Source organism: Acidovorax sp. (assembly GCF_034519795.1).
GTDB lineage: Bacteria > Pseudomonadota > Gammaproteobacteria > Burkholderiales > Burkholderiaceae_C > Acidovorax.
Map to the genome: position 1 here is coordinate 423162 of NZ_JAXHOB010000007.1, position 19330 is coordinate 442491.

Genomic DNA, 19330 nt, shown 5'->3' on the forward strand with positions numbered 1-19330 from the left:
TCTCCTTGTCTTTGTCACAGCCAGGTGTCGTGGACCGGCACCTCGGCAGGGAACATGTTGATGTACTGCACCAGGCGCGGCCGGGTTCCCCGGTTGGGGCTGGCACCATGCGGCAGGGCCTGGTGCCAGATCACAAGGTCGCCCGCACCCGCGCCGATGGGCGTGGCGCCCAGGGCCTGGAAATCCTGGAGGCGTGGATCGGCTCCGGGTGGCAGGCGGGCCAGCCAGTCGCCCACCGTGCGGTGAAAGCCGGGCACCACGGTGAGTGCCCCTTGCTCGGGTGGGGTGTCGGTGAGGTACAGGATGCCCTGGGTGCAGAACGGGATGGGCTGGACCAAGCTCACGTCCCAGTGCAGCCCTTGTGCACCGTAGGCATGGCCCGGGCGCTCGGGCACGTTGAAGCCGCAGCGGTCGGTGCTGCGCCACAGGTCGGCCGTGCCCCACAGCTGGGCAAAGGCCTTGTGGATGCGCAGCGCCCGGCGATTGCGCTCGAAGGCCGGGTGTTGGAACAACTGCAGCATGATGTTGCGCGGTGCGTGGGGGTACCAGGACTCCGGATCCTGCGGCGTGGCGCGGACCGCATCCCACACCACCTGCGCGGCAGCCGCGCTGTCGTCGGCCGGCACGGCCTGGCGCACGACCACGTAGCCATGTTCTTCCCAGTGCGCCAGGTCGGCGGCATCGAGCACGGGCGGCATGGCGTCGATCCGTGCATGCAGATCCACGATGGCATCGGGTTGTGGGCCGCCATCGACCAGGGCCTGGATGCGTGCCACGGTGGCGGCATCGGGTGCTCCCGCCGTGCGCACGATCCAATCCTCGAAGTCGGCGAAGTCCGGCGCCTCGCGCAGCACATGCTGCATGGTCTGCTCCAGCCCCACGCCCAGTGCAGCCAGCACGATCTGGGTGCGGTGGGCTTCCCGCGGGCCAGCGCCAGCCCCTCCCTGGCGCGCGGCCATCCAGCCGGACCAGCAGCGCTTGAGGTAGGGTACCTGGAGGTCACCCCGGTCATGGGGCGGGCAAAGAGGATCGGCGCAGGGCAGGGCAGGGGACATGCAAGGATCAAAAACAGGCGGCAGTGCGGATGCTCCTTTTTATCACCTGCGCGGATCTGGCCAGGCGATAGGTCCCGCCCTGGTGGCTACTGGGGCACGAATCCGCTTCGCGCCACCAGTGCGGCCAGGGCCCGGGATGCTTGCGCCAGTCGCTGGGCCTGCTCTGCGGGCGTACCGGCGGCCGGCGTCATGGCGCTGGCCTGCAGCTTGGCCACCACTTCGGGCATGGCCACCACCTGGTTCAGCGCTGTGTTGTAGCGTGCCACGGTCGCCTCGCTCAGGCCCGCGGGGGCGTACAGGCCGAGGAAGTCGCTGGTCGCATCCAGGCTGGCAAGGCCCGCCTGCGCGAACGAGGGCACGCCCGGCAGCAGGGGCGTCGTGCGGCTGACCGCCACGATGCGCAGCCGGTTGACCTTCTGGTACTGCAGGAAGTCCGAGATGCCCGATACGCCGGCTGCGATCTGCCCGGCGAGCAGGTCCGTCACCATCGGTGTCGCGCCGCGGTAGGCCACCGGCACGATGTCGGCCTTGAGATGGCGCGCCACTTCGCCGGCAATGAATTCCGGTGCGCTGGCCGGTGCCGGCACGCCGATGCTGGCCTCGCTGCGGTGGGTGGCGAACCACGTGCCCAGTTCCGCCAGGCTCGCGGCCCCGGTCTTGGGGTGCACGGCCAGCGCCAGCTCGAAGTTGGCCACGGCGCCCAATGGGCGGAAGTCGGTGGCGGGGGCAAAGCCCGGAGCCTTCATGGTCAGCGGCACCATCGCCACGGTGTGGGTGTTGCTCATGAAGATGACGGAGCCGTCCGCAGGCGCGGCCTTGAGGGCCTGGGCGGCAATCTGCCCACCGGCGCCGGGCTTGTTGTCCACCAGCACGGGCTGGCCCAATTGCACGGCGAGCTTTTCGGCCACGATGCGCGCGGCCGTGTCGGCTGGGCCGCCAGGCGGATAGCCCACCAGCATGCGGATGGGGCCGCTGTAGGTTTGCGCTGCAGCTGACAAGGGCAGTGCCAGCAGCACCGTCTGCAGGCAGCGGCGGCGAGACAAAGCGGCAAGGGAGGCTGGGTGGGGCATGGCATTTTCTCTCTTTGGCGAAGGGTGTCGTTGGGGTTCAGGCGGCCTGGCGCGCGGTGAGCAAGGCGCGGCGCCGCTCGACGATGGGATGCAGCCGGGCCTGGGCCGCCTGCACCAGGGGCGCGGGCGCCTTGTGCGGCGAGCCGGTGTCGAACGGCGGCTTGGGGTCGTACTCGGCAAACAGCTGGATGCCTTGGGCCACTTCGGCGCTGCTGGCCAGCGCAATGGCCTGCAGCGCGCAGTCGATGCCCGAGGTCATGCCGGCACCGGTGATGCGGTTGCGGTCCACCACCACGCGCGCATCCACGGGCGTGGCGCCCACCAGCGAGAGCAGTTCGTGCGATCCCCAGTGGCAGGTGGCCCGGAAGCCTTGCAGCAGGCCGGCCGCGCCCAGCACCAGCGGGCCGGTGCAGATGCCCACGATCCATTTCGCTCCTTGGGCCTGCCGTGCGAGGAATGCCAGGGTCTCCTCATCGCTCAGCAGCGCCTCGATGCCCGGGCCACCGGGGACGACCAGCATGTCCAATTGGCCGCAGGTATCGAAGGACGCCGTGGGGCGGAACTCCCAGCCCAGTTCGGTGCGGACCGGGTCGGTGTGCTTCCACACCAGGTTCAATTGCGCGCCGGGTATGCGCACCAGCAGGTCGGCCGGAGCGACGTAGTCGATGGCCGTGATGTCCGGAAATACAAGCATGCCGATGTTCATGGGGGTTGGCTTTCGTGGGTGGAGGGAATGGCTCCACTGTAGGATCGGGCTGTTTGTCCGTCAGGACACAAGCACCACGATTTCTGCCAACCTGCTTTACCTCCCCATGGCCCACCCCGCGCACCAGGTCTGGTTTCTCGTGTTCGATCAATTCCAGCTGCTCGACGTGAGCGGGCCGCTGCAGGTGTTCGCCACGGCCAACGATGAACTGCGGCTGGCGGGGCGGCCTGCGGTCTACGAGACCGCTGTCTATGGGCTCGAAGGCGGTGCGACCTGCAGCTCCAGCGGGGTCGAAGTGCTCGCGCGGCCCTTGTCCAAGCGGCTGGCCAGAACCGTGCAGACCCTGGTGGTGCCAGGGGGGCCCGGGGTGTTCAGGCCCGCGTCTGCATCGTGCGAGGCCGCTGACACCCCTGCGGCGCAGGCTCTGGCGGGCTGGATCCAGCGGGCGTCACCGCGCATCGAGCGGCTGGCGTCGGTGTGCACCGGCGCCTTTGTGCTTGCCCACACCGGGGTGCTCGATGGCGCCGGCGCGGTGACCCACTGGGCCGCCTGCGAGCAGCTGTCGTCCCGCTTTCCGGCGATTGCGGTGCAGCCCGATGCGATCTACTTCCGCCATGGGCGGGTGTGGACCTCGGCCGGGGTCACGGCCGGCATCGACATGGCCCTGGGCATGGTCGAGGCCGACCTGGGCCGCGACATCGTGATGGCCGTGGCCAAGAAGCTGGTGGTGTTCTACAAGCGCCCGGGCGGGCAGTCGCAGTTCAGCAGCGCGCTGCTGGAGCAGACCGCCGGCGACGAGCGCATCACCCGGCTGCATGCCTGGATTGCCGAGCACCTGCGCTCCGACCTCAGCGTGGCGCGCATGGCCGACCAGATGGGCATGACCCTGCGCACCTTTGCGCGCTTTTACACCACCCACACAGGCACCACGCCCGCCCATGCGGTGGAGCGCATCCGCCTGGAGAAGGCCTGCCGCATGATCGAGGCGCACCGGCACAGCAACAAGGCGGTTGCGGTGCAGTGCGGTTTCAATTCGGAGGAGGTGATGCGGCGCGTTTTCATGCGCCACCTGAACGTGTCGCCCAAGGGCTATCGTGAGCGGTTTGCGGCGGCGGCCTGACGGCCCCGGCGACGCAGGCAAAAAAATGCCGCCTCTGGGGGCGGCTTGGGAGGGGCTTACCTTGGAGAAAAAGGGAAGGGTCCAGTCCGGCAGGTTGGTCAGGCAAAGGTGTTGACCTGGGTGCCCAGCGAGCCCGATGTGGCCAGCGGCGGCTGGGGCAGGGCCTGCAGCAGCGTGGCGGCGGAGCTGGCCTGGATGTCCAGCGCCTTCTTGAGCACCCTGATATTCAGGGCATCGGAATTTTCGCGGCTGGCCAGGGCCGTGGCGGTGCTGACGATGCTGTTGCTGAGTGCGACATCCATGGGGGTTCTCCAGTGCTTGTCTGCCTTATCGGCATTCTGCTCCCGAAATGAAGCGCATTTGCGCACTGTTACATCCTGGGGCAGGCAGCTCCTGTCACTCCAGCGCGGGTACGCCGATGGGTTTGCAGGCGGCCAGGTCCGATTCGCTGATGGCGGGCAGGTGCCGGGCCGCGTTACGCAACGCGGTGCGCAGGCCTTCCTCCAGCACCGGGTGGTAGATGGGCATGCCCAGCAACTGGTGCACCGTGAGTTTCTGCTGGATGGCCAGGGCCAGCAGGTGGGCGAGGTGCTCGCCATCGGGAGCGCACATCTCGGCGCCCAGCAGCCGGGCATTGCCCTTGTCGGCATAGACGCACAGGCGCCCGTGGTTGCGCAGGGCGGCACGGGCCCGGCCGTGGTGGTCGAAGTCCACGGAGCCCACCACGGTGTGGGCCGGGTCCAACTGGTCGAAAGGCGTGCCCACCACCGCCACGTTGGGGTCCGAGAACACGATGGACAGGCGCGCACGGCGCACGAAGCGCGTGGGTTCGGCTGCCAGCGCGTTCATGCCGGCAATGTGGCCTTCGTCCGCGCCCTCGTGCAACAGCGCCGCATGGCCGTTGGCGTCGCCCGCCAGGAACACGCGCAGCTTGCCGATCTGCTGGGTCTGCGGGTCCACCCGGGGCATGCCGCGCTCGTCCAGCGGCTCGCCCAGCGTCTGCAGCCCCAGGTGCTCGATGTTGGGCGTGCGGCCCATGGCGGCGATCACCTGGTCCACCACCACGCGGTTGGCGCCACTGCGGACCTCGATGCCGCCTGGCACCTCGCGCAGCTCGGCCTTGGCGTGGGTGTGCAGCACCATTTCCTTTTTCAGCAGTGCCGCCAGTTCGGCGTTCAGGGTCGGGTCGCTCAGGCCGCCCAGGGCATGGCCGGTGGTGAAGGCCGACACCTCCAGGCCCAGGCGCGCCAGGGCCTGCGACAGCTCCACGCCGATGGCGCCCATGCCGATCACCGCCACGCGCGGGCCCAGCGTGGGCTGCTCGAACAGGGTGTCGGTGGTCAGGATACGGTCGCCAAAGGCCAGCCATTCCTCGGGCACCACGGGCCGCGAGCCGGTGGCGATGATGATGCTGTCCGCGTGGTAGCGCACGCCGCCCACGTCCACGGTGTTCGCATCGAGCAGCACGGCGCGGCCCGAGAGGCTGGCGCCGCCCAGGTCGTCGGTGGCCTTCAGGGCGCCGGCCACGAAGTCGTCGCGCAGCGCCCGCACACGTTGCAGCACGGCAGGGATGTCGGCCGTGAGGCCCTGGGCGCCGCGGATGCCGAACTCGTCGAAGGCGTGGCGCCGGTGGAAGGCATTGGCCGCCTCGATCAGGGTTTTGGACGGCATGCAGCCCACGCGCGCGCAGGTCGTGCCCCAGGGGCCGTCGTTGACGATCAGGTAGCGCTCGGTGCGCTTGCGCACTTCGCGCAAGGCGGCCAGGCCGGCCGTGCCTGCGCCGATGATGAGGGTGTCGAGCGGCTGGCCCATGGATCGCGTCTCCCGAGGTGGTTTGGACCCCGTAGTGTGCAGGGCGTGGCGCCGTGCGCTTGTAGGCGGGTTGCCCTATGTGCTCAAGCGGCGCTGTCGATCCAGCCCACCCGGCCCTGGCCCTGGTCGTTGATGCGCTGCACGAAGGCGCCGGCCTGGGCCTGCGGCAGCCGCAGTTGCACGGTGACCAGCGAGCCGTGCTGCACGTCCAGCAACTCGGCCCCGGCGGCTTCCACCTCGCGGCGCAGCAGGCCCTCCAGCGCATAGGGCACCATGCACTGCAGCGTGGCCATGCGCTGCAGGACGATCTTGGGCGCCGTGAGCAAGGCCTGGGCGATGCTGTCGGTGTAGGCCCGCACCAGCCCGCCCGCGCCGAGCTTGACGCCGCCAAAGTAGCGCACCACCGTGGCCAGCACGCCCTCCAGGTCCTGGTGGCGCAGCACGTCGAGCATGGGCCGGCCGGCGGTGCCGCCGGGCTCGCCATCGTCCACTGCCGCCGACTGGCCCCCCGCGAGCAGGGCCCAGCACACGTGCGCGGCGCCCGGGTGCTGCTTCCACAGTGCGTCCACGGCAGCCTGGGCGCTGGCCCGGTCGGCCATGGGCTGCACGCAGCCGATGAAGCGGCTTTTCTTGATGATGAGCTCGCTGTGGGCCGGCGCGGACAGGGTCTGTGGCATGGGGCGCAGAGCATAAGCCAAACGGGAATATCGTCTCTCGGGATCGCTGTCGCAGGCCTTCGAGACCGCTTTTTCGCGCACCCGGACAGGTGCCCTGGGCCTGCATAGTCCATTTGGGTGTGGCGCAAAAGTACCACTCCCGGCCGCTGCATGCGGCAGTTATGTGACGCCTGTCACAGTCGCGCGCCCGCTGGTCGGGCTGGGGCCTGTAAGTGTGCGTTCTGTCACAAGCGCAGACGCGGTCCGTTCCTACACTTGAACCCATAGCCGGTATCTATTCTCGGCAACAACCAGCAAGCAAACGCACCCAAGGACCCGCCATGTTCGCCCTGCCATTGACCGCATCCCTCCCCAGCACGCTGGCCAGCCACGTGTTCGGCCGCTTCGCTGCATCGTCCACGCCACACATGGCGGTGCAGTCTCCTGCCGCTGCCGCCAGCGCCCTGCGGGCCGATGTGGCGACCGATTTCGAGGACGAGGAAGAGTTCGATCTGGCCCAGCGCGTGCGTGAAGTGGGCGAGTGGTAAGCGCTATCGGCGCAGGGGGCTGCGGCTGCTCACGCGGCCGTGCCGTCGACCGGGCGTGACATGAGCACGCTGGTGTAGTTGGTGAGCGGTCTCCAGTCGCATTCGCCGACCACGCGGTAGCCCCAGGATTCGTACATCGCAATCAATGCATGGGCCGGTTGGGCCGTGTCCAGTGCCAGGGTGGCGGCCCCGGCATTGCGCGCCCTCTGCACCAGCTCCTCGTGCAGCAGTTTCCCCAGACCCAGGCCCTTGAGCCGCGGCGCCACGCAGAACTGCGTGATGGACCACACCGTGCTGTCGCGGAACAGCGCCACTTTCGATTCCGGCTGCGGGGCGCGCAGCGTGGCTGTGGCCGCATAGTCCCCATCGATTTCCATCACCAGCGCCAGGCCCGAGGCCAGGCGCTTGGCCGTGTCTTCCACCGTCTGGTGTGTGGCCCAGTAGCGCAGGCCCTTGGCGGCGTGCGGGGCGTAGGCGGCGTGGATGAGCGCGGTCAGGCGTTGCAGGTCATCGTGCGGGGTGAGCAGGCGCAGGCTGGGTGCTGAAGAAGGGCTGTTTGTCACGGCGTCGGTCCGGGCAAGTTGGTCATAGCTTGAGCGACCAGGTTTCTCCCACCAATTGTTGCCCGAAGTCCTCGTACGGCTCCGACTTGTCGAGCACAAAACCCCGCTTGGCATAGATCGAACGTGCGGTATTGAGACAACTGTTGGTCCACAGCACCATTTTTTTGTAACCCTTGGCACGCGCAAAGGCGATGCATTCGTCGGTGAGCCGCGCCCCCAGGCCCAGGCCGCGGGCCTTGGGCGAGAGGATCAGCATGCGCAACTGGGCCGTGGTGGCCGACTTGCGCACAACGAAGATGGCGCCCACGCGCTCGCCATCGAGCTCGGCGATCCAGCATTTCTCCCATTCAGGCTGGAACTTGCGCACGAACTGCGCCGCGATGTCGGCCACCAGGGCCTCGAAGCGCATGTCCCAGCCGTATTCGCGGGCGTAGATTTCGCCGTGCTGCTGCACCACCCAGCCCATGTCGCCCGGCGCCGGGTCGCGCAGCACGGCCACCCTGGCAGGCGCGCTGGTGGCTGCGGCGGGCTCCAGCAATGCCTCGATGCGCTCCATGGCCTGCACCAGTTCCGCCTGGCGGGGGGTGGGCAGGGGGGCGAGCAGGGCGGCCGCCTCGTCGCGCGAGCGCTGCTGCAGCGGGGCAAAGGCGGCGTGCCCGGCCGGCGTCAGCGTGAGCAGGCTCTGGCGTGCGTCCCTGGGGCTCGGCGCCCGGCTGATCCAGCCGGCATCCTCGAAGCGCCGCAGGATGCGGCTCAGGTAGCCGCCATCCAACCCCAGCTCGCGCGCCAGGTCACTCGCCACCAGGGCGTCGCGGTGGGCCAGTTCATAGAGCACGCGCACGTCGGTCAGCGACAGCTCGCTGCCCAGGTAGGGGGCGAGCACGCCAATGCGGCGGGTGAAGAAACGGTTGAAACGGCGCACGGCCTTGACGGCGCCCGACGGTGCTTCGGCGGCAGCTTTTTCCATGGTTGATTGCCTTTGTCATGCAATTGATTGACTTTGGCAAGTATATGCGCAGCGACCCATGGCTGGACACGGGGTAGGACAAACCGATCCAGGGCGACAAAACGGCCCCATCAACGTAAAATCGCGGGTTATCCATAACGGCCTCGCCCATTCGAGGTCTTGCACCCCCCACATGAACGCCCCTGTCGACGTCTCCTTTTTCGCGCGCGCAGCCAAGCCGCTGACCAGCTATCGCCCTTACTGGGCGAAGCGCTTCGGCACGGCCAAGTTCCTGCCGATGAGCCGCGCCGAGATGGAGCAACTGGGCTGGGACAGCTGCGACATCATCCTGGTGACGGGCGATGCCTATGTGGACCACCCGAGCTTCGGCATGGCCGTGATCGGCCGCACGCTGGAGGCGCAGGGCTTTCGCGTGGGCATCATCGCCCAGCCCGACTGGCAAAGCGCCGACCCGTTCAAGGCGCTGGGCAAGCCCAATCTGTTCTGGGGCGTGACGGCGGGGAACATGGATTCCATGATCAACCGCTACACGGCGGACCGCAAGATCCGCAGCGATGACGCTTACACCCCGGGCGACATCGGCGGCAAGCGCCCCGACCGTGCGGCCATCGTCTACAGCCAGCGCTGCCGCGAAGCGTACAAGGATGTGCCCATCATCCTGGGCGGCATCGAAGGCAGCCTGCGCCGCATCGCCCACTACGACTACTGGAGCGACAAGGTGCGCCGCTCCATCGTGGTGGATGCCAAGTGCGACCTGCTGCTGTACGGCAATGCCGAACGCGCCCTGGTCGAGGTGGCGCACCGCCTGGCCGCGCGCGAACCCGTAGAGCAGATTACCGACGTGCGCGGCACGGCCTTCGTGCGCCGCTCCGACGACGAGACCGGCAAGGGTTGGTTCGAGATCGACTCCACCAGCGTGGACGAGCCGGGCCGGGTCGAGGCGCACATCAACCCCTACATGACGACCAGCGAGCAGGCCGCCGCCCAGGGCAGCACCTGCAGCAAGGAAAATGGCACGCTGGATGCAGAGGCCGGCGCAGCCGCTGCGGCCGAGCCCAACCCCGCCATCCGGCCCATGCTGTTCGTAGCCAACCCGGCGCTCAAGGCCAAGCTCAAGGTGCCGCCGCGTGATCGCAGCGTGATCCGCCTGCCCAGCTACGAGCAGGTCAAGAGCGACCCGGTGCTGTACGCCCACGCCAACCGCGTGCTGCACCTGGAGACCAACCCCGGCAATGCGCGGGCCCTGGTGCAGGCGCACGGCGAGGGCGTAACCGCGCGCGACGTGTGGATCAACCCACCGCCCATCCCGCTGACCACGGCCGAGATGGACTACGTGTTCGACCTGAGCTACGCGCGCGGCCCGCACCCGAGCTATGCCGACGAGAACGGCAGCCACGACGGCGCGACCAAGATCCCGGCGTGGGAGATGATCCGCTTTTCGGTCAACATCATGCGCGGCTGCTTCGGCGGCTGCACCTTCTGCTCGATCACCGAGCACGAGGGGCGCATCATCCAGAGCCGCTCCGAGGACTCCATCATCCAGGAGATCGAGGACATCCGGGACAAGGTCAGCGGCTTTACCGGCACCATCTCGGACCTGGGCGGCCCCACGGCCAACATGTACCGCCTGGGCTGCAAGAGCCCCGAGATCGAGGCTGCCTGCCGCAAGCCGAGCTGCGTGTACCCGGGCATCTGCTCCAACCTGGGCACCAACCACGATCCGCTGATCAAGATCTACCGCCGCGGCCGTGCGCTCAAGGGCATCAAGAAGATCCTGATCGGCTCGGGCCTGCGCTACGACCTGGCCGTGAAGAGCCCCGAGTACGTCAAGGAACTGGTGCAGCACCACGTGGGCGGCTACCTCAAGATCGCGCCCGAGCACACCGAGCAGGGCCCGCTCACGAAGATGATGAAGCCGGGCATCGGCAGCTATGACAAGTTCAAGCAGATGTTCGAGAAGTTCAGCGAAGAGGCGGGCAAGAAGCAGTTCCTGATCCCGTACTTCATCGCCGCGCACCCGGGCACCAGCGACGAGGACATGATGAACCTCGCCATCTGGCTCAAGAAGAACGGTTTTCGCGCGGATCAGGTGCAGACCTTCTACCCGAGCCCCATGGCCACGGCCACGGCCATGTACCACAGCAACAAGAACCCGCTGCGCAAGATCACGCGCGACAGCGAGGGTGTGGACATCGTGCGCGGCGAAAAGCGCCGCCGCCTGCACAAGGCCTTTTTGCGCTACCACGACCCGAACAACTGGCCGCTGCTGCGCGACGCGCTCAAGGCCATGGGCCGGGCCGACCTGATCGGCAATGGCAAGCACCACCTGATCCCGACCTTCCAGCCACTGACGGATGGGGGCTACCAGAGTGCGCGGCGCAAGAACTCCACGCCTGGCGGTGCCAAGGCGGGCACTGCGGCCGTGGCATCCAAGCCCTCGCAGGGCGTGGCGCTCAAGTCCACTCAGCCCCAAAAGGGCCGCATGCTCACGCAGCACACCGGCCTGCCACCGCGCGTGACCGGCTCGGCCAAGCCCTCGGCCGGCCGCAAGGGCCGCTGACCCACGGCACTGCCCATGCCGCAGGACCGCATCCTCTACGCCGATACCGCTGCGTGGCGGGTGGAGCGGGTGGTCAAGCCGGCGGGCGCGGCCCATCCCGGTAATCCGGTTTACCAGGTGGCCACGCCACGCTGGGTGTTTCCGGTGTGCGGCGTGTCCGAGTTCCATGTGCAGGGGCGGCAGGTGCTGCTCGACGGGCTGACCGTGGTGGCCCTGCCCATCGGGTTGCCCTACCAGATCCACGAATGGCAGGCTGCACCGCGCAGCCACATGGTGGTCAGCATGCAGCCGGGCTGTGCATCGGCGGGCAGCCCCGGCAAGGCACTCGCATGGACGCTGCCACCCCGGGCCCTGTGGCAGCTGCGCCTGCATTGGCGCGCGCTGGCGCAGGGGCGCGAGCAGGTCACCGGGCCTGTGCTCGGGCAGGGTGTGTTGCGCGACAACGGCATGGCCCATGCGGCGGTGGCGCGGGCGCGGCGCTTCATGGCCACGCGCACCGCGGCTGCCGACGGCCTGGCCTGGTCGCTGCACGACGTCGCCGACGCGGCGTGCTGCTCGTATTTCCACCTTGCGCGCCTGTTCCGCGCCCACACTGGCCTGGGCCTGCATGCCTACCGCGAGCAGTTACGGCTGGCGGCGGCGCTGCAGCGCCTGGACGAGGGGGAGGGCGACCTGGCCGCCCTGGCGCATGACCTGGGCTACAGCAGCCAGAGCCACCTGGGCACCGCATTCGCCCGCGCAGTCGGTGTGACGCCAGCGCAGGCCAGGCAGGCACTGCAGGGCTGATTTCCGCAGGATTCTGATAGCCGCAGCAGGGCGCCGCGCCGAGACTGCGGGCATGCCTGCTTTCGCATTCTCCTTGCGCCGCCTGTATTCCTCCATTCCATCACTCTGGGTCGGCGCTCTGGCCGCATTGGCGGCCGCGCTCATCGGCAGCGGTTGGCAGATCGCCTCGCGCCATGGCGTCACCACCACGCTGGGGCCGGTCGAGCTGGCGGTGCTGCGCTATGCCGTACCGGCCCTGGTGCTGACGCCGCTGTGGCTGCGGCGCAGCGCGTGGCCCGTGGGCCTGTCGCGCCTGCGCTGTGCGCTGCTGGTGCTGTGTGGGGGCCTGCCGTTCGGACTGGTGGTGCTGGCGGGGGCGCAGTGGGCGCCTGCGGCGCACATGGGCATCTTCGTGGCAGGCAGCCTGCCGGTGTTCACCGCGCTGGGCGGCTGGATGGTGTCGCGCGAGCGGCCGGCGCCTTCGCGGCTGCTGGGGCTGGCGCTGATCGTGGCGGGCATGGTGGTCTTCGGTGCCGCCGGCTGGCGCGCGGTGGAGGGGGCCTGGCGTGGTGACCTGCTGTTCCTGCTGGCAGCGCTGCTGTGGTCGGTGTACACGCTGGCGTTTCGCGGCAGCGGCCTCACGCCATGGCAGGGCGCCGCCGTCGTGAACCTGGGCTCGGCCCTGCTGTTGCTGCCCGTGCTGCTGGTGGCGGGTGCGCCGCGCCTGCTCTCGGCGCCGTGGGCCGACGTGGCCTGGCAGGCGCTGGGGCAGGGCGTGGCGGCCGGGCTGCTGGGCCTGGTGGTCTACAGCGTGGCGATTGCGCGGCTGGGCGCGGCGCGGGCGGCCCTGTCCGCCGCGTTGGTGCCTTTGCTCACGGCCGCAGGTGGGGCCTGGCTGCTGGGCGAGCCGGTCTCGGGCGCCCTGGTGGTCGCCGTGCTGCTGGTGGTGCCAGGTCTTGCGCTGGGCAGCGGGGCCCTTGCTCAACTACCGCGCAGGCAGTCCGCCAACGGCACGGGGCGCGAGAGCGCATAGCCCTGCGCATGGTCCACGCCGATGGTGCGCAGCGCATCGACGATGGCCGTGGACTCGGCAAACTCGGCAATGGTCTCCTTGCCCATGACATGGCCGATGTGGTTGATCATCTCCACCATGGCCCGGTTGGTCGGGTCATCCAGCAGGTCGCGCACGAAGCTGCCGTCGATCTTGAGGTAGTCCACCGGCAGGTGCTTGAGGTAGGTGAACGACGACATGCCCACGCCGAAATCATCGAGCGCAAAGCGGCAGCCCAGCTGCTGCAGGTCCTTCATCAGCCGCACCGCGCTGGGCAGGTGCGAGATGGCGCTGGTCTCGGTGATCTCGAAGCACAGCCGGCGTGGGTCCACCCCCGACTGCTCGATTTCGCGGTGGATGTACCTGAGCAGGCTTTCGTCGCCCAGGCTGGTGCCCGAGAGGTTGATGGCGCAGGTGTGCACGGCCGGACGTGCACCTGCAGCCTGGTGCTGCGCCAGAGCGTCCAGCGTGTGCCGCACGACCCAGCGGTCGATGGCGGGCATCATGCCGTAGTGCTCGGCAGCGGGGATGAAGCAGCCTGGGGCGATGAGTGCTTCGGTGTTGTCTTCGGCAAGGCGCAGCAGCACCTCCAGGTGCAGGCCCGATCCGGCGGTACTGCCCTGCAGCGCGGTGATGGTCTGCGCATGCAGGCGGAAGCGGTCGTGTTCCAGCGCCAGGCGCAGGCGCCGCACCCAGTCCATGTCGCCCTCGCGGCGGCTCATCTCGATGTCTTCCGTCTGGTAGATGAAGACCTGGTTGCGCCCGCCCTCCTTGGCGCGGTAGCAGGCCATGTCGGCCACGCGCATGGCTTCCTGGATGGTGCTGAGCGCAGGGATCAGTTGCACCATGCCGATGCTCAGGCCGGTGGAGAGTTGCCGCCCCTCCCACAGCACGCGCAGTTCGTGCCCGGCCTGGCGCAGTTGCTCGGCAATGCGCGCCGATGGGCCGGGCGGGCAGTCCTTGAGCAGAATGCCGAACTCGTCCCCGCCCAGCCGCGCCAGCGTATCGCCCTCGCGCAGGTGGCTTTGCAGCATGCGGCAGACCTCGCGCAGCATTTCGTCGCCGGCCTGGTGGCCGCAGGTGTCGTTGATGAGCTTGAACTGGTCCAGGTCCACGAAGAGCAGGGCGCCCTCGCGCCCCATGGCACGCGGCTGGCTGAGCAGGGCTTCCAGCCGGCGCTCGAATTCGCGCCGGTTCACCAGGCCGGTGAGCGCATCGTGGCTGGCCTGCCAGGACAGCTGTTCCACATAGTGCTGCTCGCGCGTCACGTCGTGCAGCACCAGCACGGCGCCCGTGGGCCGGCCCTGGTGGCGGATCGCCGAGCCCACCAGCTTGATGGGCACCAGGCTTTGGTCGGGGCGCACCACCGTGGGGGTGAAGCCATCGCGGTGCGTAGGGCCGCCGCGCAGCACCCGCTCCACCAACTGGTCGGCACCCAGGGGGCCCGTGCCATCATTGAGCTGCAGCACCTGGGCCAGGGGGCGCCCGGTGGCCTCCTGCGCCGCCATGCCCAGCAGGGCCTCGGCTGCGGGATTGAGGTAGAGCACCTTGCCATGCGGATCGGTGGTCACCACGGCATCGCCAATGGCCGCCAGCGTGACGTGGGCCTGCTCGCGCTCCGCGTCGAGCGCCAGCTCCGCACGCTGGCGCTGGGCCAGCAGCGCCCGGGTGTGCCAGGTGGTCAGCAGGATCAGCACGGCGGCCATCCCCATGTTGGCCCAGAGCAGCCATTGCACGATGCGCCGCGAGCTGTCCCCCAGCGACGCGCTGAATGCGCGGGCCGCCGGCGTCGCGCCTGCGTTGATGGCGCGGATGCTGGCCTGCCAGTTCCGGCGTGTGGCGGCGTCCACCATGCCGGTGGTATGGCCGTGCTGGATTTCCTGCGACAGGTGCAGCAGGCTGTCGATGTAGCGGTCCCCGACCAGCCAGTGCACCAGCGGCTGCTGCATGATCTCGTAGCGGTTGAACCAGCGCAGCAGCCAGATCAGGCTGTCGATGTCGTCGGGATGGTTCTCGCCGCGGGCAAATCCCTCGCGCGCGGCCTTCAGGTCGATGGGGTCCGTCTCCATCAGGGCCAGCCGGGCCGCCTTGTCGCCCAGAGGGACGTCGATGGCCTTCCTGAACTGCACGTAGGCATCGGGTGAGCCGGTGGCGGCGTAGCGGTCCAGGTAGTAGATGGCGTCCTTCTGCCCCTTGGTCCAGAGGCTCTCGCCCGCGACGAAAGCGCGCACCGCCGACAGTACGTACAGGCTGCCCGAGGCGCAGGCCGCCAGCAGCAGCACCATCAGCAGGAAAGGCCAAGTGATCCGCAGCGTGGAGCGCAGCGGTCCCTGGCGTCCTGGCTCGCGCGCGTCGGTCATGCCCGGCTACCGCTGGTGCGTCAAGACCGGGCGGTCCGATGCCCCTGGCGCAGTTTCCTGTGGCTGAACAAGCCCATTGCGATTCCCTCCCGTGTGGTGGGCGGCGCCTGCTCCACCGACCAGGGGGTCGCGCGTGCTCGCCTGCCGTGCAGGACCACTATATCGGCAACTACGCCGCTGCGCAGCAAATCCTTGGCAGCAGGGCCTGTGGCGGCCGATGGGAAAAAACCCGCGTGCCTTGCGCAACGCGGGTTCTTCCTTGGGGCGGCGGAGGCCGCCGGGGGATCAGTTCGTCGCGGCGTGCGTACCGACGACTACCGACTGGGTCTTTTCGTCCGGCACGGGCGGCGTGACCAGGTCTTCGATGATGAAGGTGCGGTAATAGAAGGCCGTGGCCGCACCCTGCGGCGCAATGGCCTCGACCACGGTATCGGGCTCGTCCTTGTTGTCCATCTGGATCAGCAGGCCGTGGTGGCCGGTGCCGGCCAGATCGGCAATGCGGCGCACCATGTCGCCTTCGGCGCCCACCGAGGGCAGGGGGGCATCGGCCGTGCCCAGGGTGCGCACGATATCGCCCAGAATGGCCTCGGGGCTGGCATAGGCCAGTTCGCCCTTGTGGCCTGCGGCCTCCAGTGCTGACGCTGCCTGGCGCACGCAGTCCTCGTCGGGAAACAGGGCGAACACATGCCCAGTGGGATAGAACACGCCGCCCATATTGGTCATGGTGGAGTCAAGAATCATTGGTTTCATGGCCGTCTCCTTTGGAGGGGTGGATACTCCATTGGAGCCGGCACGGGAGCTACCGCTTGTAGTCCCAGGGAGAATTCATCTGTCATCCCTCGCTCTTGCGCTCCGCCATGCGCAGGTCAGCCCACCCAGTGCAGGACCCATGCCGTCAAGCCCGCGCAATGCAGCAGCACGGTGACCCAGTACACCACGCGGAACTCGGCCTTGCTCGACTTGTGCCGCAGTGTCTGCTGCGCCACCCAGGCGCCAGGCCATCCGCCCGCGAGGGCCAGCAGGTGCAGGTTTTTCTCGGACACACGCCACTGGCCGCTTTGCGCGGCGCCCTTGTCCATGGCATAGACGACAAAGGTCAGCAGGTTGAGCCCGGCAGCCGCGCCCAGCAGCCACAGGGGCAAGCGTGCGTTCCAGGCGCCCCAGGCCAGCAGGGCGAGCCACAGCACCATCAGGAGCAACGCAGGCCCGGTGGACGCCGCGCTGCCCGGGTGGCTTGTGCGCGAACGCTGCGCCCGGCGTGGTGCGGGCGCCCGTGCCTTGTGCGGCTGGCGTGCCGGCGCTGCCTTCGGGGCGGAGCCCTTGCCGCGTGCCGTGGTGCCGGCCGCCGCCTGCGCGCCCACCGGCTGTACCGCCATGGCGCGAGGTCCCTTGCCGCCCACATGGATTTCTTCATACGCTACCGACTGGCCTTCACGCGGCGCGCCGCCCCCGCGGAAGTCGCGCACATGGAAGAACACATCCGCATCCGTGTCCGGGCTGCGGATGAAGCCAAAGGCGCGCTCGGCATTCCAGCGCACCACCGTTCCCTGTTTTTGCATGTCTTGGTTTCTTCAAGCCAGGGTGTGCAGGGGAATGTCCCGGGCCTTGGCCAGTGCATCGAGCTGCGCCCGGGTCTGCGTGTGCAGAAAGGCGGCCACGGCCCCGTGCGTGGCGGGGGCGCGCAGCACCTGTGCATCGCCCGTGGCGGGCAGGCCGGCCGCTGCGCACAGGCTGGCGGCAAAGTGCGGCTCCAGCGCGGCCACGGCCACGCGGCCGTCGGCGCAGGGGTAGATGCGGTAGCCGGCGTGGTTGCCGCCCACGTCGCCATCGGGTGTGGTCAGGCCCCAGTCGCGTGGCTGGGCCAGCCAGGCGGCGGCGTCGGCCAGCGCGACTTCGATGCACACGCCGGTGCCGCTGTGGGCGCGCTCCAGCAGGGCCTGCAGCACGGCCTCGCTGGCCATCAGCGATCCGCCCATGTCGGCGTACAGGGTGGGCGGCATCTCGGTGCCGGAGACCAGGCCGGCATCGGCCAGGTAGGTGAGGTCGTGGCCAGGCTCCTCGGCACGCTCGGCGGCGGCGCCGACAAGGCGCACCAGCGACAGGCGCGGGTATTTGGCCTGGAGGGCCTCCCAGCCCAGGCCGAGCTTGGCCAGGGCCGAGGGGCGAAACGAGGTGATCAGCACATCGGTGCGGGCCAGTTCCTCGTGCAGCGTGGCCTGGCCTTCGGCCGTCTTGAGGTGGGCATGCAGCACGCGCACGCCCTGGTGCAGGGTGGCGTAGGCTGCGGGGCTGTAGATGCCCATGGGGTCGGCGCTCGGGTAGCCCGCCAACGGCGGCGGTTCGAGCTTGGTGCATTCGGCGCCCATGCGCGCGCAGCGCATCAGGGCGGCGGGGCCGGGCAGGTTCAGGGCAAGGCTCAGGACGCGGGTGTTGCGCAGGGGCTGGGGCAGGGTGGTGGTGGTCATGTCTCTTTATGGGAATGGAAGGGCAACGCACAGGCACTTGATGGCAGGAACTTTGGCCCGGCCGAGCGCTCACTCCCTGCGTTATACAAAATTTGTTACCTTCTCCCATTCATGCACCGCAGAACCTCTTTGGCCGCTCTTGCTGGCCTGGCCATTTTTCCGGGAGTTGCTGTGACCTCGCTCAGCAGTGCCGCCGCCTTGCCCGCGTTGCACTCCCTCAAGCCCTCGCCGCGCATGCCGGTGCTGTTCGTGGGCCATGGCAGCCCCATGAATGCCATCGAGGACAACGCCTGGCGCCGCGCCTGGGAGGCGCTGGGCACCGAATTGATGGCACGCGCGGTGCAGCCCCAGTTGATCCTGTGCGTCTCGGCCCACTGGCTCACGCGGGACGGCTGGCAGCTCACGGGCATGGCCAACCCCAAGACCATCCACGACTTTGGCGGGTTCCCGCAGGCGCTGTTCGACCAGCGGTACCCCGCGCCGGGCGCGCCTGCCGTGGCGCGCAGCCTGGCCAAGGAGCTCAAATCGCCGGCCACGGGCGCGGCGCTGGGGGTGGACGACGGCGAGTGGGGCCTGGACCATGGCACCTGGTCGGTGCTCAAGCCCATGTTCCCCAAGGCGCAGATCCCTGTGCTGCAGCTGAGCATGGACTACAGCCGTGCCCCGGCCGAGCACTATGCTTTGGGTCGGCAGTTGGCGGTGCTGCGCGAGCGCGGCGTGCTCATCGTGGGCAGCGGCAACGTGGTGCACAACCTGCGCGTGACGCGCCGCGGCACGGCGGCCAATGAGGCCTATGACTGGGCCCAGGAGTTCGATGGGGTGGTGCGGGACCAGATCAAGAAGGGCCAGCTTGCTGCGTTGCCCGACTTTCTGAAGCTGGGCGCTGTGGCGAAGCAGGCCCACCCCACGCACGAGCACTACCTGCCGCTGCTGTATGCGGCCGGGGCGGTGCAATCGACCGAGATGCCGCGCTTCTTCAATACCGGCTTCCAGTCGGCGTCTATATCGATGCGCTCGGTTCTATGGGGGTGAATTCCCGCACGATCTGCAACCAGGGCCAGCGCTGCTGGTAGCTCTGCGCCTTGGCATCGAACAAGGGCAGGTGCGGGCAGGCAGGGTTGGGCCGCAGGATGCCGGCATACAGCTCAGCCAGCCCATAAGGCGCGTGCAGCACCGCGCCTGACGGGCCGGGCTGCAGGCCGACGCAGGTGCAGGGCACCAGAAAGCGGCCGATGCCCTCGCGCGCCGAGGTGAGGGCGGTGTAGGGGTAGCCGAACCAGTCCTCGTACCACAGGTGTACGCGCGCCTGGTTCTTGGCTTCCACGGTGATGGGCAGGTCGGCGAACAGGGCTGCGGCACGCGTCTGCACGGCCTCTTCGGCGGCGGCCGACAGGTCGCCCGCGTCAAAGTAGAACAGGTCGTAGTCCTTGATGCGCGCCTCTGGCGCATGGCCCGCTTGCACGTTCCACACCGTCTGGAACAGGCAGCCCGCGACCAGCCAGGCATCGGGCAGGTCCAGAAGCGGCAAACGCTCCAGAATGGCCGCGTTGTGCGGGTTCTGGAGCGCCTGGCTCACAAAGCGGCGCCGCAGCGCCGCTTCATCGTTCCAATCAGACAACCTTTGCGATGGAT

The 19330-nt window shown here is 68.8% G+C and carries 19 protein-coding genes; 6 read left to right on the top strand and 13 right to left on the bottom strand.

Translation table 11 applies throughout. The features are described from left to right. Positions 1–14 precede the first annotated feature (14 nt). From U5N23_RS08280 to U5N23_RS08290, 3 genes are all read right to left on the bottom strand, one after another. Entirely contained in the window at positions 15–1055 is a 1041-nt protein-coding gene (locus U5N23_RS08280) for a phytanoyl-CoA dioxygenase family protein (protein ID WP_322592324.1), read from the bottom strand. Positions 1056–1141: 86 nt separating this feature from the next. Beyond that, positions 1142–2125: a tripartite tricarboxylate transporter substrate-binding protein gene (locus U5N23_RS08285; protein ID WP_322592325.1), complete on the bottom strand. Its 984-nt coding sequence runs from the start codon at positions 2123–2125 to the stop codon at positions 1142–1144. Between the two features lie 37 nt (positions 2126–2162). Continuing rightward, positions 2163–2831, bottom strand: coding sequence for a DJ-1/PfpI family protein (locus U5N23_RS08290; RefSeq protein ID WP_322592326.1), 669 nt, complete (start codon positions 2829–2831; stop codon positions 2163–2165). Positions 2832–2937: 106 nt separating this feature from the next. Here U5N23_RS08290 and U5N23_RS08295 point away from each other — a divergent pair, with 106 nt between their 5' ends. Continuing rightward, on the top strand, positions 2938–3951 hold the full coding sequence (locus tag U5N23_RS08295; protein WP_322592327.1) for a GlxA family transcriptional regulator: 1014 nt from the start codon (positions 2938–2940) through the stop codon (positions 3949–3951). Between the two features lie 98 nt (positions 3952–4049). On the opposite strand, the gene U5N23_RS08300 is transcribed toward U5N23_RS08295, so the two are convergent. The 3 genes from U5N23_RS08300 to U5N23_RS08310 form a co-directional block, all read right to left on the bottom strand. Further along, positions 4050–4253, bottom strand: coding sequence for a YjfB family protein (locus U5N23_RS08300; protein ID WP_322592328.1), 204 nt, complete (start codon positions 4251–4253; stop codon positions 4050–4052). Positions 4254–4347: 94 nt separating this feature from the next. Beyond that, positions 4348–5763, bottom strand: coding sequence for a dihydrolipoyl dehydrogenase (locus tag U5N23_RS08305; RefSeq protein ID WP_322592329.1), 1416 nt, complete (start codon positions 5761–5763; stop codon positions 4348–4350). An 83-nt stretch (positions 5764–5846) separates the two neighbouring features. Next, entirely contained in the window at positions 5847–6440 is a 594-nt protein-coding gene (locus tag U5N23_RS08310; RefSeq protein WP_322592330.1) for a YigZ family protein, read from the bottom strand. Positions 6441–6760: 320 nt separating this feature from the next. Here U5N23_RS08310 and U5N23_RS08315 point away from each other — a divergent pair, with 320 nt between their 5' ends. Beyond that, positions 6761–6967 (top strand): hypothetical protein, encoded by a 207-nt coding sequence (locus U5N23_RS08315; protein ID WP_322592331.1) that lies wholly within the window; start codon positions 6761–6763, stop codon positions 6965–6967. 29 nt (positions 6968–6996) lie between these two features. Here the strand turns inward: U5N23_RS08315 and U5N23_RS08320 are convergent, their stop codons facing one another. Beyond that, positions 6997–7530, bottom strand: coding sequence for a GNAT family N-acetyltransferase (locus tag U5N23_RS08320; protein ID WP_322592332.1), 534 nt, complete (start codon positions 7528–7530; stop codon positions 6997–6999). A gap of 22 nt (positions 7531–7552) precedes the next feature. After that, complete coding sequence (locus tag U5N23_RS08325) at positions 7553–8497, bottom strand: bifunctional helix-turn-helix transcriptional regulator/GNAT family N-acetyltransferase (protein ID WP_322592333.1); 945 nt, start codon at positions 8495–8497, stop codon at positions 7553–7555. 172 nt (positions 8498–8669) lie between these two features. On the opposite strand from U5N23_RS08325, the gene U5N23_RS08330 reads away from it, so the two are divergent. The 3 genes from U5N23_RS08330 to U5N23_RS08340 are packed head-to-tail and all read left to right on the top strand — an operon-like array spanning position 8670 to position 12855. After that, entirely contained in the window at positions 8670–11057 is a 2388-nt protein-coding gene (locus U5N23_RS08330; protein ID WP_322592334.1) for a YgiQ family radical SAM protein, read from the top strand. Between the two features lie 15 nt (positions 11058–11072). After that, positions 11073–11843: a helix-turn-helix transcriptional regulator gene (locus tag U5N23_RS08335; protein WP_322592335.1), complete on the top strand. Its 771-nt coding sequence runs from the start codon at positions 11073–11075 to the stop codon at positions 11841–11843. A 52-nt stretch (positions 11844–11895) separates the two neighbouring features. Next, complete coding sequence (locus U5N23_RS08340) at positions 11896–12855, top strand: DMT family transporter (protein WP_322592336.1); 960 nt, start codon at positions 11896–11898, stop codon at positions 12853–12855. On the opposite strand, the gene U5N23_RS08345 is transcribed toward U5N23_RS08340, so the two are convergent. The 4 genes from U5N23_RS08345 to U5N23_RS08360 all read right to left on the bottom strand — a co-directional run bounded on the left by U5N23_RS08345 (position 12804) and on the right by U5N23_RS08360 (position 17698). Beyond that, positions 12804–15233: an EAL domain-containing protein gene (locus tag U5N23_RS08345; RefSeq protein ID WP_322592337.1), complete on the bottom strand. Its 2430-nt coding sequence runs from the start codon at positions 15231–15233 to the stop codon at positions 12804–12806. The genes U5N23_RS08340 and U5N23_RS08345 overlap by 52 nt on opposite strands. A gap of 285 nt (positions 15234–15518) precedes the next feature. Next, the gene (locus U5N23_RS08350) at positions 15519–15983 is read right to left on the bottom strand and encodes a hypothetical protein (protein ID WP_322592338.1); all 465 of its coding nucleotides are present in this window, start codon (positions 15981–15983) and stop codon (positions 15519–15521) included. 116 nt (positions 15984–16099) lie between these two features. After that, a complete protein-coding gene (locus tag U5N23_RS08355) occupies positions 16100–16792 on the bottom strand; it encodes a DUF1294 domain-containing protein (protein ID WP_322592339.1) in 693 nt (230 codons plus the stop codon). 12 nt (positions 16793–16804) lie between these two features. Beyond that, positions 16805–17698 carry a CoA transferase gene (locus U5N23_RS08360; RefSeq protein WP_322592340.1) on the bottom strand — a complete coding sequence of 298 codons (894 nt, stop codon included), beginning with the start codon at positions 17696–17698 and terminating at the stop codon, positions 16805–16807. A 129-nt stretch (positions 17699–17827) separates the two neighbouring features. On the opposite strand from U5N23_RS08360, the gene ygiD reads away from it, so the two are divergent. Then, positions 17828–18730 carry a 4,5-DOPA dioxygenase extradiol gene (ygiD, locus tag U5N23_RS08365; protein ID WP_322592356.1) on the top strand — a complete coding sequence of 301 codons (903 nt, stop codon included), beginning with the start codon at positions 17828–17830 and terminating at the stop codon, positions 18728–18730. Here ygiD and U5N23_RS08370 read toward each other — a convergent pair. Then, positions 18699–19316, bottom strand: a complete 618-nt coding sequence (locus U5N23_RS08370; RefSeq protein WP_322592357.1) for a nucleotidyltransferase family protein — start codon at positions 19314–19316, stop codon at positions 18699–18701. The genes ygiD and U5N23_RS08370 overlap by 32 nt on opposite strands. Positions 19317–19330: the final 14 nt, after the last annotated feature.

Coding starts and splice junctions, on each gene's coding strand:
- U5N23_RS08280 (WP_322592324.1), bottom strand. CDS start 1,055: ATGTCCCCTGCCCTGCCCTGCGCCGATCCTCTTTGCCCGCCCCATGAC.
- U5N23_RS08285 (WP_322592325.1), bottom strand. CDS start 2,125: ATGCCCCACCCAGCCTCCCTTGCCGCTTTGTCTCGCCGCCGCTGCCTG.
- U5N23_RS08290 (WP_322592326.1), bottom strand. CDS start 2,831: ATGAACATCGGCATGCTTGTATTTCCGGACATCACGGCCATCGACTAC.
- U5N23_RS08295 (WP_322592327.1), top strand. CDS start 2,938: ATGGCCCACCCCGCGCACCAGGTCTGGTTTCTCGTGTTCGATCAATTC.
- U5N23_RS08300 (WP_322592328.1), bottom strand. CDS start 4,253: ATGGATGTCGCACTCAGCAACAGCATCGTCAGCACCGCCACGGCCCTG.
- U5N23_RS08305 (WP_322592329.1), bottom strand. CDS start 5,763: ATGGGCCAGCCGCTCGACACCCTCATCATCGGCGCAGGCACGGCCGGC.
- U5N23_RS08310 (WP_322592330.1), bottom strand. CDS start 6,440: ATGCCACAGACCCTGTCCGCGCCGGCCCACAGCGAGCTCATCATCAAG.
- U5N23_RS08315 (WP_322592331.1), top strand. CDS start 6,761: ATGTTCGCCCTGCCATTGACCGCATCCCTCCCCAGCACGCTGGCCAGC.
- U5N23_RS08325 (WP_322592333.1), bottom strand. CDS start 8,497: ATGGAAAAAGCTGCCGCCGAAGCACCGTCGGGCGCCGTCAAGGCCGTG.
- U5N23_RS08330 (WP_322592334.1), top strand. CDS start 8,670: ATGAACGCCCCTGTCGACGTCTCCTTTTTCGCGCGCGCAGCCAAGCCG.
- U5N23_RS08335 (WP_322592335.1), top strand. CDS start 11,073: ATGCCGCAGGACCGCATCCTCTACGCCGATACCGCTGCGTGGCGGGTG.
- U5N23_RS08340 (WP_322592336.1), top strand. CDS start 11,896: ATGCCTGCTTTCGCATTCTCCTTGCGCCGCCTGTATTCCTCCATTCCA.
- U5N23_RS08345 (WP_322592337.1), bottom strand. CDS start 15,233: ATGACCGACGCGCGCGAGCCAGGACGCCAGGGACCGCTGCGCTCCACG.
- U5N23_RS08350 (WP_322592338.1), bottom strand. CDS start 15,983: ATGAAACCAATGATTCTTGACTCCACCATGACCAATATGGGCGGCGTG.
- U5N23_RS08355 (WP_322592339.1), bottom strand. CDS start 16,792: ATGCAAAAACAGGGAACGGTGGTGCGCTGGAATGCCGAGCGCGCCTTT.
- U5N23_RS08360 (WP_322592340.1), bottom strand. CDS start 17,698: ATGACCACCACCACCCTGCCCCAGCCCCTGCGCAACACCCGCGTCCTG.